Below are 14,068 nucleotides of genomic sequence, written 5' to 3' on the forward strand. Positions count from 1 at the left end.
AACACTAGCGGCGCCCCGCCGCTCCCCCGCCACGGGGGTCTCCCGGCGGACGCGGGGGCGGCGTGGCGCCGGCCCGCGCCGCCGCGCGGAGGCCGTCCAGCACGCGGGCCAGGTGCCGGTCGATGAGCGCCGCGGCCGCCGCCGCGGCCGCCTCGCCCCGCCTGTAGGGGTCGGGCACCTCGTCGTCGGGCGCGACGTCGCGGTGCCCCCACAGGTGCGGGGCGACGCCCGCCAGCGGCGTGCCGGGCGGCAGCAGCTCCAGGTTGCGCGCCGCCTGCCCGATCAGGAAGGTGCGGGGGCCGAGATCGATCCACTCCTCCAGGATGTGGGCGCGGTGCTCGGCCCCCATCGCCAGGATGAGGTCGGCGGCGGCGGCCAGGTCACGCGTCAGCGCCCGGGCCACGTGGGCGCCGGCGTCCGCCGGGGCGGCCACCTGGCGGGCCATGGGCGGATCCATCGGATGACCGGCCCACCCGCGCGTCCCGGCGGAACCCACTGCGATCCCCGGGATCCCCGCCGCCCGCGTCACCACGTCCGCGTAGGCCGACCGGCAGATGTTGGCGGTGCAGACGAACAGCACCCGGTAGGGCCGCTCGTGCCGGCGCCCCGCCGGCCCACCCGGCGTGGGGAACATTGTTTTCATCCGTGTTTCCTCGTCCTCCCAAGACGCATTGGATCACCCCCTTCGGTGCGTCTATTCTAATCCCGAACGCGGCGGCCCGCGCCCCGCCCACCTCCACGCACATCTCGATTCGACGCGGGCGAAGAATCAGCGGCCCGAAAGAGATCATCATGGAACTCCAGCAGTACCTCCGCGTCGCGCTGCGCTACTGGCGCAGCATCATCGCGGCGTTCCTCATCGTCGTGGCCCTGGCCTTCGGGGTCACCGCGTTGCAGCGTCCGACCTACGCGGCGGAGTCGTCGCTCTTCCTGACGGTCGACAGTGGGAGCACCGCTGGTGAATTATCTCAGGGCGCCACGTACGCCGAGAGGACCGTCACCTCCTACATCCAGGTGGCCACGACGGCCACGGTGCTCGAGCCCGTGATCGCCGAGCTGGGGCTCGGCGTGACCGCGCGGGAACTCGCGGCCCACCTGACGGTGATGTCGCCGGCCTCGACGCAGATCATCACCGTGACCGCCCTCGACCCCGACCCCGCCCGCGCCGCGGCGCTGTCCAACGCGGTCACGCGCTCGCTGCTGGCCACCGTCGATCGGCTGTCCCCCGTCGGCGCGGGCGACCGGCGCCTGGTGAGCGCCACCGTCATCGACGAGGCACTCCCGCCGACCAGCCCCGCCTCGCCGCGCCCCTGACCAATCTCGCCCTCGGCGCGCTGGTGGGGGCCGCCGTCGGCGTCGGGCAGGCGCTGGCGCGTCACGCCCTGGACACCCGGATCCGGACGGCCCGCGACCTGCAGCAGACGACCACCCTCCCGCTGCTGGCCTCGATCGGCCGCCGTCACCCCGATCCCGCCCAAGGCGGCGAGGGCGCCCACTGGGCCACCGCGGAGGCGTACCGGCGGCTGCGGACCAACGTGGGCTTCGTCGCGCTCGGCGGCGAGCGCCGCCGCTCGATGGTGATCACCTCGTCGGTCCAGGGCGAGGGCAAGACCCAGACCGCCGTCAACCTGGCGCGCGTGCTGGCCAGCGCCGGCGAGTCGGTCCTGCTCGTCGACGCCGACCTGCGGGCGCCCCAGGTGGCGCAGCGCATGGGGCTGGACGGTGCGCTGGGGCTCTCGCACATCCTGACGGGCCGCGGGACGCTCGACGGCCTGGCGATCCGGACCGAGCCCGCCGGCCTGGCCGTGCTGCCGGCGGGGGCCGTCCCCCCGAACCCGTCCGAGCTGCTCGGCTCGGACGCCATGGCGCACCTCATCACGGCCGCCGAGCGGTCGTACGACTACGTGCTGTTCGACGCGCCCCCGCTGCTGCCGGTGACCGACGCGGTGGTGCTGGCCTCCCAGACCGGCGGCGCGATCCTCGTCGCCCGCTCCGGCGTCGTGCGGCGCCCGCAGTTCGAGGGCGCGGTGGACCTGCTCAAGGCCGGCGACGTCGCGACCCTGGGCGTCGTCCTCAACGATGTGACCAGCCCCGAGAAGGGGCAGGAGGCCTACTACGGCCGCGATCACCGCCCCGCGGGACCCGGCGCAGCCGGTGCGCGGCGGGCGCGGCGGCGGCGGCTGACCTACCGGCGCGGCGGGCCTAGCAGGCCCAGCAGGATCCGCCCCGTCGGGCGGTCGAACACCGCGACCGCCGCCCCCAGCAGGGCGGCGGTCAGCGTCGTCACGGCGGCGGCGCGCAGCACCCAGCCCGCGACGCCCGCGCCGGAGGGGACCAGCGCCGCCAGGGCGGCCGCGATCACCCCGGCGCCCACGAGGACCGCCAGCCGGCGGGCCGCCGGCGCGCCGCCGCCGAGCCCGAGGCGTCCGCGGCAGTACCACTCGAGGACGGCGGTGCGGTAGATCGAGGACGCCACCGAGCCGAGCATCAGGCCGTCCAGGCCCAGCCACCACACCCCGAGCGGGGTGAGGACGCCGGCCAGCGCCAGCTCGATCAGGGCGCTGCCGCGGGTCTGCCGCAGGTGCCCCTGGGCACGCACCATCAGCGTGGGCGCCAGGCGGAGGTTCGCGGCGAACTCGTTGACGACGAAGGTCCCCATCAGGACGGGCGCCCAGTAGGACACGTCGGCGACCGAGCCGAGGTAGAGCTCCAGGAAGCCGGGGAACAGCGCGGCGAAGCAGACCGACAGGCCGACGGCGACCGCGGCGCCCGCGAGGGACGCCGCCTCGTAGCAGCGCCGGATCAGGTCGGCGTCCCCCGACGCCACGACGCGCCCCAGCGTCGCCGCCCCCGTCACGCTCACCATCTCCACCACCGAGCTGCCCACGCTGAAGACGGCCGCGTAGACCAGGAACACGCTGGCGAACTCGAACCCGAGCAGCACCGAGGCCACGACCGAGGGCAGGACGAACTTGATCAGCCGCGAGGTGGCGATGGCCAGCGAGTCCCACTTCTGGTCCAGGGCGGCGGTGTCGGCGGGCCCCTCGAGCCGCAGGTACGGGTAGGCCCGCCGCACCCAGGCGCGGGTGAGCAGCAGCCGGGCGAGCCCCGCCGCGGGGACGACGGCCACCACCGCGACGATCGAGGCGCCGCCCAGGATGAGGCCGACCTGGGCCGCCGTGACGAGCAGGTTCGTGACGATGACCGAGTTGACGATCACGTACGAGCGCTGATCGGAGTCCACGATGAGGTGGTATTTGAAGAAATACAGATGACCCGTCACCACGGTCAGGAGACTCAGTGCGGCCACCCCGACGGCCGGCCCGTAGAAGTCCGATCCGAGGAACTCCAGCGGAAACACGAAACAAAAGACAATCGCGATCAGGGCGAGCACGAGCCCGGAACGGACGAAGAATCGGTGCGCCGCCACGAATATGGCGCGCACGGCGTCGGAATCACCCCGGGAAAAGGCGCGGAACAAATGCGCCCCAGCCGCCGCGACGACGCCGCCCTGCAGCACGGCGAAATACGCCGCGATCCGCGCCACCGACGAGACGAACCCGTTCACCTCCGAGCCGTAGTGGACGATGAGGAGACGCGGCATCAGCAGCGAGATCACGATCCCCGCGAGTTGGGAGCCCAGGCTCGCGGCGACGTTCAGCAGCACCGACCGCCTAGCCACGCTTCGGTCCCGCCGAGCCGGACGGGTCGCCCCGGACCCGCACCTCCCCCAGCAGCCACACCATGGCGATCGGCAGCAGGAACTGGATCGCCATCTCGTTGGCCTGGATCGTCGCGTTCGACCCCATCAGCGTCCCCAGCCGCATCAGGACGAGCGATCCCAGGTACAGGTGCTCGACGCGGCGCGTCGCCAGCATCCAGCGCTCGACCGCGACCCCCACCAGCAGCAGCGCCACCGGGACCGTCCAGGCGAGCCAGGGGCCGACGTAGAAGCCGCCCTGGCCCACCGCCGGCAGGATCACGTCCATCTTGGTCGACTGGTAGAACTCCAGGTTGAAGTACTGGTTCGACGTCCGCGCCGCCCCGTCCCCGCGCGCCAGCAGGTTCAGGACCGGGACGGGCCGCACGAGGTCGTACAGCAGCGTGGTCAGACCCGCGTGCGCCCCGTACGTCTCCGCCATCCGGACCGAGATCGCGACGTTGTGGATGCCGCCGAGGTAGTGGTTGATGAGGCTCTCGGCGTTCCGCAGCGCGTGCTCGGGCCCGGAGTAGGCGGCGTAGGGGTCCCAGTAGTTGCGCGCCCGCGTCATGAACGCGTACACCACGACCAGCCCCGCCACCGCCGGGGCGGTGAGCCGCGCGCGGTGGCGGGGGAACAGCGCCAGGTAGGCCAGGATCGAACTGGCGGCCACGAAGAGGGCCGCCAGGCGGTTGGTGCCGTACAGCAGCACGCCGTTGGCCACCGTGGCCGCCACGGCCGCCCAGACGTAGCGGCGCGCGCCGGAGGCCTCGAAGCGGCGCCACGCCCAGATCAGCGCGGCCAGGAAGGCCAGGTGCTTGCCGGTGACCGCGACCATGATCGCCGCCTCGTCCAGCGCCGAGGTCGCCTTGAGGTCGACGCCGAACGAGCCGCCGGGCAGCACCGGCACGGTGAAGTACGCCCGCGCCGCCCCGGAGACGGCCAGTGCCGCCAGCCCGAGCATGACGCCCGGGACGTAGCGGCGTCCCTGACCCGCTCGCGGCCCCCGCGCTCCGGGCCCCCGGCGGGGCCCGCGACCGGACGGCGCGCGTCCACGACGAGGAGCGCGGCCGTGCAGGCGAGCAGTTCCAGCACCATCATGGCGATGGCGGTGTCGACGTGCCGCCGCGCCACGGTGGTGACCGCCCAGGTCCCGTACTGCTGTGTCACCGCGATCAGGGCCGGGGAGGCGACGTAGCGCAGGAGGCAGCCCGCGACGAAGACGACCCGCAGCGGGGTCGGTCGGCGCGACCACGAGCGGTGCAGGTGCGCCAGGTAGCAGACGCCGAAGGCCACCGGCAGGAGCCACAGGTCGAGGAAGCGCGGGTCGCGGACGCGCGCCACGATCAGGACGGCCGACCCGACCACGGCCGCCACGACGAGGATCGCCGAGACCTGGCGCGCGAGCAGCACCCCGTCGAGGCGGACGGCGACGCGCGCGCGCCGGGCCGGCGCCCCCGCCACGAGGGCGCTGCGCGACCGGGTGCGGGCCGGGGCACTCACCGGGACGCCCCCCGTGCGGCCTCGGCGTCGGCGCGGAACCGGCGCAGGAAGGCGTCGCGGCGCGCCGCGAGCTTCGCCGGACAGTACGGCCCTGCGGCGACCGCGACGTTCGCCAGGGCCATGCGCCGCAGCGCGTCGGCGTCCAGCCCGGCGATCCGGTCGGCCAGTTCCCCGGCGTCCCCGGCGGCGAACAGGTCTCGCCCGACCAGGAGCTCGGGGATGCCGCCGACCCGGGCGCCCAGCGCCGGGCATCCCACGCTCATGGCCTCCAGCAGGGCGCGCGGCAGGCCCTCCACCCGGGAGGGCTGCACGTAGAGGTCGCACTCCTGCAGCGCCGAGAGCACCTCCTGGTGCGGCAGCGCGCCCAGGAAGCTGACGTCGGCGCCCAGCCCGAGGTCGTCGGCCAGACCCGCGAGCCGGCGGGGGTCGCCGCCGCCCACGATCCGGTAGTGGGTGGCGATGCCCCGGTCCTTCAGCCGCCGCATCGCCCGCAGCACCGTGTCGTGGCCCTTGTAGGTCACGTGCACCGCGCCCACGGTGCACAGCACGAGCGGCGCCCGGCCCCGCCCGGCCCCGATCCGCGCCAGCCGGCGCTCCAGCACGGCGGCGTCCGGGTCGGGGAACACCACGTCGGAGCACGCCACCGCGACGCCCGCGGTCGGGTAGCGGCGCTGCAGGAAGCGGGACGTGACGTAGAGCACGTGGGTGGAGCGCCGCACGAGGGCGCGGGTCAGCAGGAAGAAGGCCGGGGCCGCGATCCGGCCGAGGACGCCGTGGTGGCGGTAGGCGTCCCAGGCGCAGCCGACGACCTCCACGAGCGTCGGCCTGCCGAGCCGACGGGCGCTGAGCCAGGCCAGGGCGCCGATCCGGCTGGGCAGCCGGACGACCACCGCCTCGGCGCGCGCCACCTCGGCGTCCAGCACGCGGCGGGCGCGCGGCAGCGGCCCCGCCGGCACGATGCGCACGTCGGGGTCGCTGAGGAGGCTCAGGCCGGCGGGCGGCGCGTCCTCGTGCCGCACCCGCCCGACGAACACCACCGGCCCCAGGGCTGTGGTGTAGCGGGCCAGCACCTCGTCGGGGAAGCTGCCCGACGTGGCGTGGCGGCCCGCGTGCTCGACGAAGATGTGGTCGTGGGCGAAGACGACCCTCACCGCGCACCTCCCCCGCGCATCACAGCCTCAGATCGGACTCGTGCGCGCCGATGACGTGCTTGAGGTCGTACAGGGTGTGCCGGCCCGGGACGCCGAAGCTGCGGACGCCGTCGACGCCCATCGCCCGGAACTCCCGGTGCGCGACCGCGATGATGATGCCGTCGTAGGCGCCCGCCTCCGGCTGCGCGATGGGCCGCACCCCGTACTCGGCCAGCGCGTGCGCCGGGTCGACCCACGGGTCGAACACGTCGACCGCGATGTCGTAGTCCTCGAGCTCGCGGATCACGTCGATCACCCGCGAGTTCCGCAGGTCGGGGGTGTTCTCCTTGAACGTCAGGCCCAGCACGAGGACGTGCGCGCCCCGCACCGGCAGTCCCTGCTTGGCCAGCCCCTTCACGAACTGGGCCGCCACGTAGGCGCCCATCGAGTCGTTCAGGCGGCGGCCCGCCAGGATGATCTCCGGGTGGTAGCCGACCGCCTGGGCCTTGTGCGTCAGGTAGTAGGGGTCGACGCCGATGCAGTGGCCGCCGACCAGCCCCGGGCGGAACGGCAGGAAGTTCCACTTCGTCCCGGCGGCGCGCAGGACGTCTTCGGTGTCGATGCCGAGCCGGTTGAACAGGATCGCGAGCTCGTTCATGAGCGCGATGTTCACGTCGCGCTGGGTGTTCTCGATCACCTTGGCCGCCTCCGCGACCCGGATCGAGGGCGCCCGGTGCGTCCCGGCGGTGACGATCGAGCGGTAGAGCGCGTCGACGAAGTCGGCGGTCGCCGGCGTCGAGCCCGAGGTGACCTTCATGATCGACGGGAGCCGGTGCTCCCGGTCGCCCGGGTTGATCCGTTCGGGGCTGTACCCGACGTGGAAGTCGACGTTGAAACGCAGCCCGCTGACCTGCTCCAGCAGCGGCACGCAGTCCTCCTCGGTGGCGCCGGGGTAGACCGTCGACTCGAAGACGACGACGTCCCCCGGCGCCAGGTGGCGCCCCACGGAGCGGCAGGCCGCCAGCACGGGGCCGAGATCGGGCCGCTTGTGCGCGTCGATCGGCGTGGGGGTGGTCACGATGTAGACGTCGGCGGCGTCCAAATCCGCCTCGTCGGCGGTGCAGCGGAGGTGGACCGCCGCGGCCAGTTCGTCGGGGGGCACCTCGAGCGTCAGGTCCTCGCCCGCCCGCGGTTCCGCGACCCGGCGCGGGTTGATGTCGAACCCGATGACCGGCTGTCGCTTGGCGAACTCGACGGCCAGCGGGAGCCCGACGTACCCCAGTCCGATCACCGCGATCGTGGCGTCCGACACCGCGCGGGCCGGGGCGGCCACGCCGGCGTCCGGGGCGCTCATGCCGCACCCCCGACCGCCGCGCGGGCCGCCTCGGGGGCCCCGACCCGGGACGCCCCCGCGCCGGTCATGACGTCCTGCATCCCGGTCCAGATCCGCTCCTGGGCGAACCGCTCCCGCGCGCGCTCCCGGGCCGCGCGCCCGAGCCGGCCGGCGCCCTCCGGGTCGTCGGCCAGCGCGTTGATGTGGCGCACGAGCGCGGCCGCGTCGCCCACGCCCATCAGCAGGCCCGTCTCCTGGTCCACCACCGTGTCCACCGCGCCGGTCGCGGTCGTGACGATGGCCGGGATCCCGGCCGCGGCGGCCTCCAGCACGACGGTCCCGAAGCCCTCCCGCAGCGTCGGCAGGCTCAGGACGTCCAGGGCGGGCAGGTGCCCCCAGACGTCGTCGGTCCACGGCACGCGGGCGAGCCGGTCGCCCAGCGCGGCGAACCCGGTCTCGAAGCCTTCCTCCTCCGTCGGGCCGACCACCAGCAGGCGGGCCCGGGGCGTCAGCTCGGCGGACGCGAAGGCGTCCAGCAGGGTGTGGATGCCCTTGTCGCGGGTCACCCGCCCCACGAAGCCGACCACGAAGTCGTCGGGGCGCAGCCCCAGTTCGCGCCGCAGGGCGTCCCGGTCGACCCCGGCGATCCGCGCCTGGACGGCCGCCACGTCGATCCCGTTGCTGCTGCCGTCGCCGATCGTCCACAGCTTCCCGGGCGACACGAGCCGGCGACGCAGCAGTTCGCGGCCCAGGGACGGGCTCACCGCCACCACGTCGGTGGCCAGCAGGCCGCAGAGCCGCTCGGCGCAGGCGAGCGCGGCGGCCAGCGGCCCGGAGGCGCCCTCGAGCCGCAGGCCGCGCACCAGGTACACCCGGCGCGGGACCCCGGTGAGCCACGCCGCCAGGATCCCCAGCAGCCCCGCCTTGGGGGTGCCCACGTTCACGACGGCGGGGCGCGCCGCCGCCAGGAACCGGACCCAGGCGGCCAGCGCCGCCAGGTCGGCCACCGGGGCCGGGTCGCGCCGCATGGCCAGGGGATGGAAGGCGACGCCCTCCCGCCGGGCGGCGGCCTGGGCGAGGTCGTCCGGGCTGGCGACGAGCGTCACGTCCCAGCCCTGCTCGCGCAGCCAGGCGAGCTGGCCGCGCAGCAGGGTGAAGGCGCTGAACCCGATGGTGGTCGCGTAGACCACCGAGCGGGCGTTCCGCGCGGGACGAGGGGTCATCGGGGTGTCCTTCCGATCAGACGGGGCAGCGCCAGGTAGGCCGAGCACACGACGGCGAGGACGAGGGCGCACAGGGGCGTGGGCCACGCGCCCGTGGCGCCCAGCAGCCCCACCGCCCCCGCGGCGGCGGTGAGGGCGGCGACGAGCCCGCCCACGGCCAGGTGCGACCAGCCCGCCGACGCGAGGCGCTGGTAGGTGTGCGTGCGGTGCGCGGTGAGCAGCGGGGCGTCCTGCAGCGCGCGCCGCGCGAGCGTCACGCCGGCGTCGGACCAGTAGATGAGCAGCGGGGCCACCGCCGCCAGCGGGTGGACGCCCCACGCCAGGCAGGTGAGCGACGTGGCGGCGAGCGCGGCGCCCAACAGGTAGCTCCCGGCGTCGCCGAGGAACAGCCCGGGCGGGATCAGGTTCCAGGGCAGGAACACCACGAACGCCACGGCGATGGTCAGCCCGGCCATCACGAGCCAGCCGATCCCCAGGGCCGCGCCCAGCAGGGCGAAGCTCCCGCCGGCGGCCAGCCCGTGCAGGCTGGAGATCCCGTTGACCCCGTCCATGAAGTTGGTGACGTTGACGTGCGCCGCGAACAGCAGCGCCACGGCCGGCACCCAGCCCCAGTCCAGCCCGAGCAGCAGCGCGAGGGCGGCGCCCACGGCGCCGCCGACGGCGAGCTGCAGCGAGAACCGCGTCCGCACCGACAGCCCCCGGACGTCCTCGGCGAGCCCGACCAGGCCCATCACCGCGGCGCTGCCCAGCACCACCCCCAGGAGCGCCGGCGCGTCGGGCGGCAGCATCAGCACGCCCCCGAGCCCCGCCACGGTCATGCCCAGCAGGCTCGCCAGCCCGCCGCCCCGCAGGGTGGGGTGCGCGTGCGACGACCGGGCGCTCGGCACGTCGACGGCCCCCGCCCGCAGCAGCAGCGGGCGGACGGCGGCGGGCGCCGCGAGCGCGACGCAGGCGCCGAGCAGCAGCGGCCCCCAGGCGACGTCGGTCATCGCGTCCCCCGGGCGCTCGCCGCGGCCCCGGACGCCGCGGGCGCCCGCCCGCCGCCGGCGGCGTCCTCGGCGAGCGACAGCGTCGGGTCGGGGTCGCCCACGGCCATCTGCGGGAGCAGCGCCGGGTCCAGCGTCGGGACGCCGACCTGGTCGATCAGCGGGTGCACGCTGCGCGCGCCGCGCTCGGCGGCGCTGAACAGCACCTCGTGCAGCTTCTCGCCGGGACGCAGCCCCGTGTACCGGATGGGCACCTCCACGTCGGCCTCGGCCATCATGCGCCGCGCCACGTCCAGGATCCGGACCGGCTCGCCCATGTCCAGCACCAGGACGCCGCCGGGGCTGCCCAGCGCACCCGCCTGCAGCACCAGCTCGCACGCCTCGGGGATCGTCATGAAGTACCGCGTCACGTCGGGGTGCGTCACCGTCAGGGGACCGCCGCGCGCGATCTGGGCGCGGAAGGTGTAGAGCACCGAGCCGCGCGACCCGAGCACGTTGCCGAACCGCACCGACAGCGCCCCCAGGCCCCGCTCGTGGGCGTACCAGGCGGTGAGCCGCTCCCCGACGCGCTTGGTCCTGCCCAGGGTGCTCGACGGGTCCGCGGCCTTGTCGGTGGAGACGTTGACGACCCGGCCGACGCCCACCGCGTGGGCGCAGCGCAGCACGTTGAGCGTGCCGAGGACGTTGGTGCGCCAGCCCTCGTGCGGGAACCGCTCGAGCATCGGGAGGTGCTTCAGCGCCGCCGCGTGGAAGACGGCGTCGGGCCGGTGCCGGTCGAAGACGGCCAGCAGCGCGTCCGCGTCGCGGATCTCGCACAGCACCGTGTCGTCGGTGTCCAGCAGGCCGGCGCCGTCGATCGACAGCTGGGTGGCGTGCAGCGCGGACTCGTCCCGGTCGAGCAGCACCAATCGCCGCGGCCCGAGCCTGTGGAGCTGGCGAGCCAGTTCCGAGCCGATGGAGCCGCCCGCGCCCGTCACCAGCACGACGCGGTCGGCGACGTAGCCGGCCACCGCGCTCAGGTCGGTGCTCACCGGCCGGCGCCCCAGCAGGTCGGCGACGTTGAAGGCCCGCAGGCCCTCCAGCGACATCCGGCCGCCGAGCATCTCCCGCACGGGCGGGATGACGACGAGCCGCAGCCGGTGCTGCTCGCAGACGGCCGAGACGGCCTGGAGCAGGTGCGGGGACGGCCTCGACACCGCGAGGATCACCGTCTCGGCCCGGCGCTCGGCGGCCCGCCGCGCGAGGTCGGCCCCCGTCCCCAGGACGCGGTGGCCCTCGACGCGGAGGAAACGCTTCGCGGGGTCGTCGTCCAGGTAGCCGACGATGGCGTAGGGGGCGTCGGCGGCGAGGTCGACCAGGCGCGCCACCTGATGGCCCGCCTCCCCCGCGCCGTACACCAGCGCGGGCGTCGCGGTCGCGGCGGCGTCGCGGTGCGCTCCCGACCCGGCCAGGAGCAGGCGCAGTGCCCAGCGCCCCGCCGCCATCACGACCAGAGCCATCGGGGGCACCGTGAGCGCCAGCCCGCGCGGCAGGTCGGTGGTCAGGGACAGCGCGGCCCCCAGGGGCAGCGCGGGCAGCAGGACGACGGCGCCCAGCCAACCGGCCTCGCTGAAGCTGCCGGTGCGGCTGCGGCCGCGGTACACCTGGGTGGCCAACCCGACCGTCACCTGCAGCGCGATCGCGAGGCCGGTGTAGAGCACGGTCCACCGCCACTGCGCGGGCGTGAGAACCAGGTCGTAGCGGACCGCGGAGAACGCCACCAGCGCCACCAGCCAGGCCAGGCAGTCCCACGCCACGAGGAGGACGCGGCGCCAGCGCGCCGGGAGCCGCAGGAGGTCGGCGGCGTGCAGCCGCCGAGGCGCCGAGGAGCGCGGGGCCGGCGGGGCGAGGGGCCCCGCGTCGTCACTGGTGATACGCGTCACGGCTGGAAAGGTAGTCGCGCCGACGGGCCCGAAAACCCGTCCCGGACGGTCCCGTACGACCCCGTACACCCGAAACGGGTCATGCCCTCGGTTTGAACCGTATCAGCGTCCCGACAAGGGGTGATCCGCGGTTTCCAGCGTCCGGGTCAGCCTTCTGGACGCCGTCGAAGCAGCGAGACCGACAGCCGCGGCCGGACGCCCGGCGCGACGTGGACGACGCCGTGGAAGGAGGCGACGTCCTCGTCGAACACGTGGGGCAGCCACTCCGCGTCGCCCGGGGACAGGCGCAGCCCCGTCAGTTCGGCGCGGGGCACCCAGTGCAGCGTCCCCTCCGCGTTGCGGGCCGGCGGTTCGCCCGCGAAGGCGTCGACCCGGAAGACGAAGCCGAACCAGTCCTCGCCGGCCCCGCGCGGTGCCGGCCAGCTCAGCGTCCCGCGCAGCGTCAACGCGGTCGCCTCGATGCCGGCCTCCTCCCGGAGCTCGCGCCGCAGGGCGGCGACCGCGTCCTCGTCCGGCTCGATCTTGCCGCCCAGCCCGTTGAACAGGCCGTACTGCTCGTCGGCGGGGTCGGCCGTGCGGTGCACCAGCAGCACCGCGTCGCCGCGCGTCACGAACGCCAGCACGCCGAGGACCGGGCGGAACGCCACCGCTCAGCCCTCCCCGTGACCGGCTCCCGCCGCACTCCCGGACGCGGCGCGCGTCGCCGGCAGCGGCGAGACGTCGTGCCCGGCCGGCGCGAGGGGCCCGGCGAGTTCGGACAGCAGGGGCAGCGCCGCCTCCAGGTCGTCCCCGAGCCGGCGCAGGCTCTGCCCGCGGTCGGACACCCAGACGGCGAACTCCCCCGCCGCGTCGCGCCGGGAGGTGTCCCACAGCAGATGGTGGCCGTTCTCGCTGATCCCGAAAACGACGAGGTGCTCCACCAGGTCCCACGAGCCGTCGGGCTCGATCACCCAGTCGAAGTCGTCGGCCCGGGAGTCGGCGTAGTCGGCGCGGACGAAGGCTGTCAGGGCATCGCCGGTGGCGGGCAGCCCGTCGGCGTGGCCCGGGAGCACGGGCGGGAGGACGAGCCACAGCCCGAACAGCCGACCCCAGCCCGCGTGGGCGACGAAGGCGCGGTAGCTGGGCGGGTAGGCGCCTGGCTGCTCGAGGGCCGCGGCGTCGACGTGCGCGCGGGTGGGCGTCCCGTCGATCCTCAGGTCGGCGATGCGCACTGGCGCTCCTCGGAAATCGGGCGGCGGGCGCCGCGGTGCGTCTGCCGGGCGTCGATGCTCGCCCCGGTGTCGCCCGATCATCCCACGGGCTCAGCCCTCGCGCAGGGCGGTGGACGGGGGCTCGGGGACGGGCGGGGGGACCTGGCCCGCGAGCTCGGCGGCCCGCTCCCGGGCGCGCTCGGCGCGGGAGGGCACCTGCGCCACCAGGATGCCCGCCATCATCAGGGCGGCGCCCAGCAGGCCGCGGGCGCTCAGCCGCTCCCCCAGGAACAGCGCGCCGCCCAGGGCTCCGAACACGGCCTCCAGCGCCATGATCATGGCGGCCACGGACGCCCGCGCGTGCCGCATGCCGACCACCTGCAGCGTGTAGCCGACGCCGGTGGAGACCAGGCCCGCGAACGCGATGGCGCCCAGCGCGTGCTCCATGCCCACGAACGGCCGTTCCTCGAACAGCGGCGCCGCGCCGGTGGCGAGCACCGCCGCCACGACGAACTGCGCCACCGACAGCCGGATGGGGTCCAGCGCGGACGCCGCCCGCCCCACCGCGAGGATGTGGAAGGTCCACACGCCCGCGCCGATCAGGCACAGCAGGTCGCCCAGCCCGATGCCCGACCCCGTCCAGGTCAGCAGGAACAGGCCGGGGACGGCCAGCGCGATGCCCAGCCAGGTGACCGGCGGCGTCCGGTGGCCGAACAGCCGCCCGGCGAGCGGCACCATCACCATGTAGAGCCCGGTCACGAACGCGGCGTTGCCGGCCGTCGTGTGCTCGATACCCACCTGCTGCAGCTCCGAGCCCGCGAACAGCAGCGCGCCGATCACCAGGCCGGGGACGACCACGGCGCGCCACGCCTCGCGCCGGGCGGCGGCGTCGCGGCCCTCGCGCCGGTCCAGGAACCACAGCAGCGGCAGCAGCGCCGCGGCGCCCAGGTAGTTGCGGGCGGCGATGAACGTGGACGCCCCCACGGCTTCGGCGCCCAGCCGCTGCGCGACGAACGCCAGCCCCCAGATCGCCGCGCACGCCAGCAGGAGCAGGTGCGAGCGGGTTCGCGCGCTCACGCGG

Annotated in this window: 12 protein-coding genes; 2 read left to right on the plus strand and 10 right to left on the minus strand. The window is 75.2% G+C overall.

Annotated features, from left to right (window positions below):
* Positions 1-4: 4 nt before the first annotated feature.
* Complete coding sequence (locus tag G7070_RS02610; RefSeq protein ID WP_166231760.1) at positions 5-643, minus strand: arsenate reductase/protein-tyrosine-phosphatase family protein; 639 nt, start codon at positions 641-643, stop codon at positions 5-7.
* Between the two features lie 149 nt (positions 644-792).
* Here G7070_RS02610 and G7070_RS02615 point away from each other — a divergent pair, with 149 nt between their 5' ends.
* Both G7070_RS02615 and G7070_RS02620 read left to right on the plus strand, forming a co-directional pair.
* A complete protein-coding gene (locus G7070_RS02615; protein WP_166231762.1) occupies positions 793-1,314 on the plus strand; it encodes a YveK family protein in 522 nt (173 codons plus the stop codon).
* A gap of 23 nt (positions 1,315-1,337) precedes the next feature.
* On the plus strand, positions 1,338-2,462 hold the full coding sequence (locus G7070_RS02620) for a CpsD/CapB family tyrosine-protein kinase (RefSeq protein ID WP_166231764.1): 1,125 nt from the start codon (positions 1,338-1,340) through the stop codon (positions 2,460-2,462).
* Between the two features lie 1,212 nt (positions 2,463-3,674).
* On the opposite strand, the gene G7070_RS02625 is transcribed toward G7070_RS02620, so the two are convergent.
* The 9 genes from G7070_RS02625 to G7070_RS02665 form a co-directional block, all read right to left on the minus strand.
* Positions 3,675-4,664 carry a hypothetical protein gene (locus G7070_RS02625; RefSeq protein ID WP_166231766.1) on the minus strand — a complete coding sequence of 330 codons (990 nt, stop codon included), beginning with the start codon at positions 4,662-4,664 and terminating at the stop codon, positions 3,675-3,677.
* 535 nt (positions 4,665-5,199) lie between these two features.
* The gene (locus G7070_RS02630; RefSeq protein ID WP_166231767.1) at positions 5,200-6,354 is read right to left on the minus strand and encodes a glycosyltransferase; all 1,155 of its coding nucleotides are present in this window, start codon (positions 6,352-6,354) and stop codon (positions 5,200-5,202) included.
* 19 nt (positions 6,355-6,373) lie between these two features.
* Positions 6,374-7,687, minus strand: coding sequence for a Vi polysaccharide biosynthesis UDP-N-acetylglucosamine C-6 dehydrogenase TviB (gene tviB, locus G7070_RS02635; RefSeq protein WP_166231768.1), 1,314 nt, complete (start codon positions 7,685-7,687; stop codon positions 6,374-6,376).
* The gene (locus tag G7070_RS02640) at positions 7,684-8,889 is read right to left on the minus strand and encodes a glycosyltransferase (RefSeq protein ID WP_166231769.1); all 1,206 of its coding nucleotides are present in this window, start codon (positions 8,887-8,889) and stop codon (positions 7,684-7,686) included. The genes tviB and G7070_RS02640 overlap by 4 nt, the downstream gene beginning before the upstream one ends.
* Positions 8,886-9,878, minus strand: coding sequence for an MraY family glycosyltransferase (locus G7070_RS02645; RefSeq protein WP_166231770.1), 993 nt, complete (start codon positions 9,876-9,878; stop codon positions 8,886-8,888). Before G7070_RS02645 ends, G7070_RS02640 begins: the two co-directional genes overlap by 4 nt.
* A complete protein-coding gene (locus G7070_RS02650) occupies positions 9,875-11,797 on the minus strand; it encodes a polysaccharide biosynthesis protein (protein WP_206079905.1) in 1,923 nt (640 codons plus the stop codon). The genes G7070_RS02645 and G7070_RS02650 overlap by 4 nt, the downstream gene beginning before the upstream one ends.
* A gap of 146 nt (positions 11,798-11,943) precedes the next feature.
* Positions 11,944-12,444 (minus strand): NUDIX hydrolase, encoded by a 501-nt coding sequence (locus tag G7070_RS02655; protein ID WP_166231771.1) that lies wholly within the window; start codon positions 12,442-12,444, stop codon positions 11,944-11,946.
* A gap of 3 nt (positions 12,445-12,447) precedes the next feature.
* The gene (locus tag G7070_RS02660; protein WP_166231772.1) at positions 12,448-13,008 is read right to left on the minus strand and encodes a hypothetical protein; all 561 of its coding nucleotides are present in this window, start codon (positions 13,006-13,008) and stop codon (positions 12,448-12,450) included.
* A gap of 90 nt (positions 13,009-13,098) precedes the next feature.
* Positions 13,099-14,064, minus strand: coding sequence for a DMT family transporter (locus G7070_RS02665; RefSeq protein WP_166231773.1), 966 nt, complete (start codon positions 14,062-14,064; stop codon positions 13,099-13,101).
* Positions 14,065-14,068 lie beyond the last annotated feature (4 nt).

This window comes from Propioniciclava coleopterorum (genome assembly GCF_011393335.1).
Lineage (GTDB): Bacteria > Actinomycetota > Actinomycetes > Propionibacteriales > Propionibacteriaceae > Propioniciclava > Propioniciclava coleopterorum.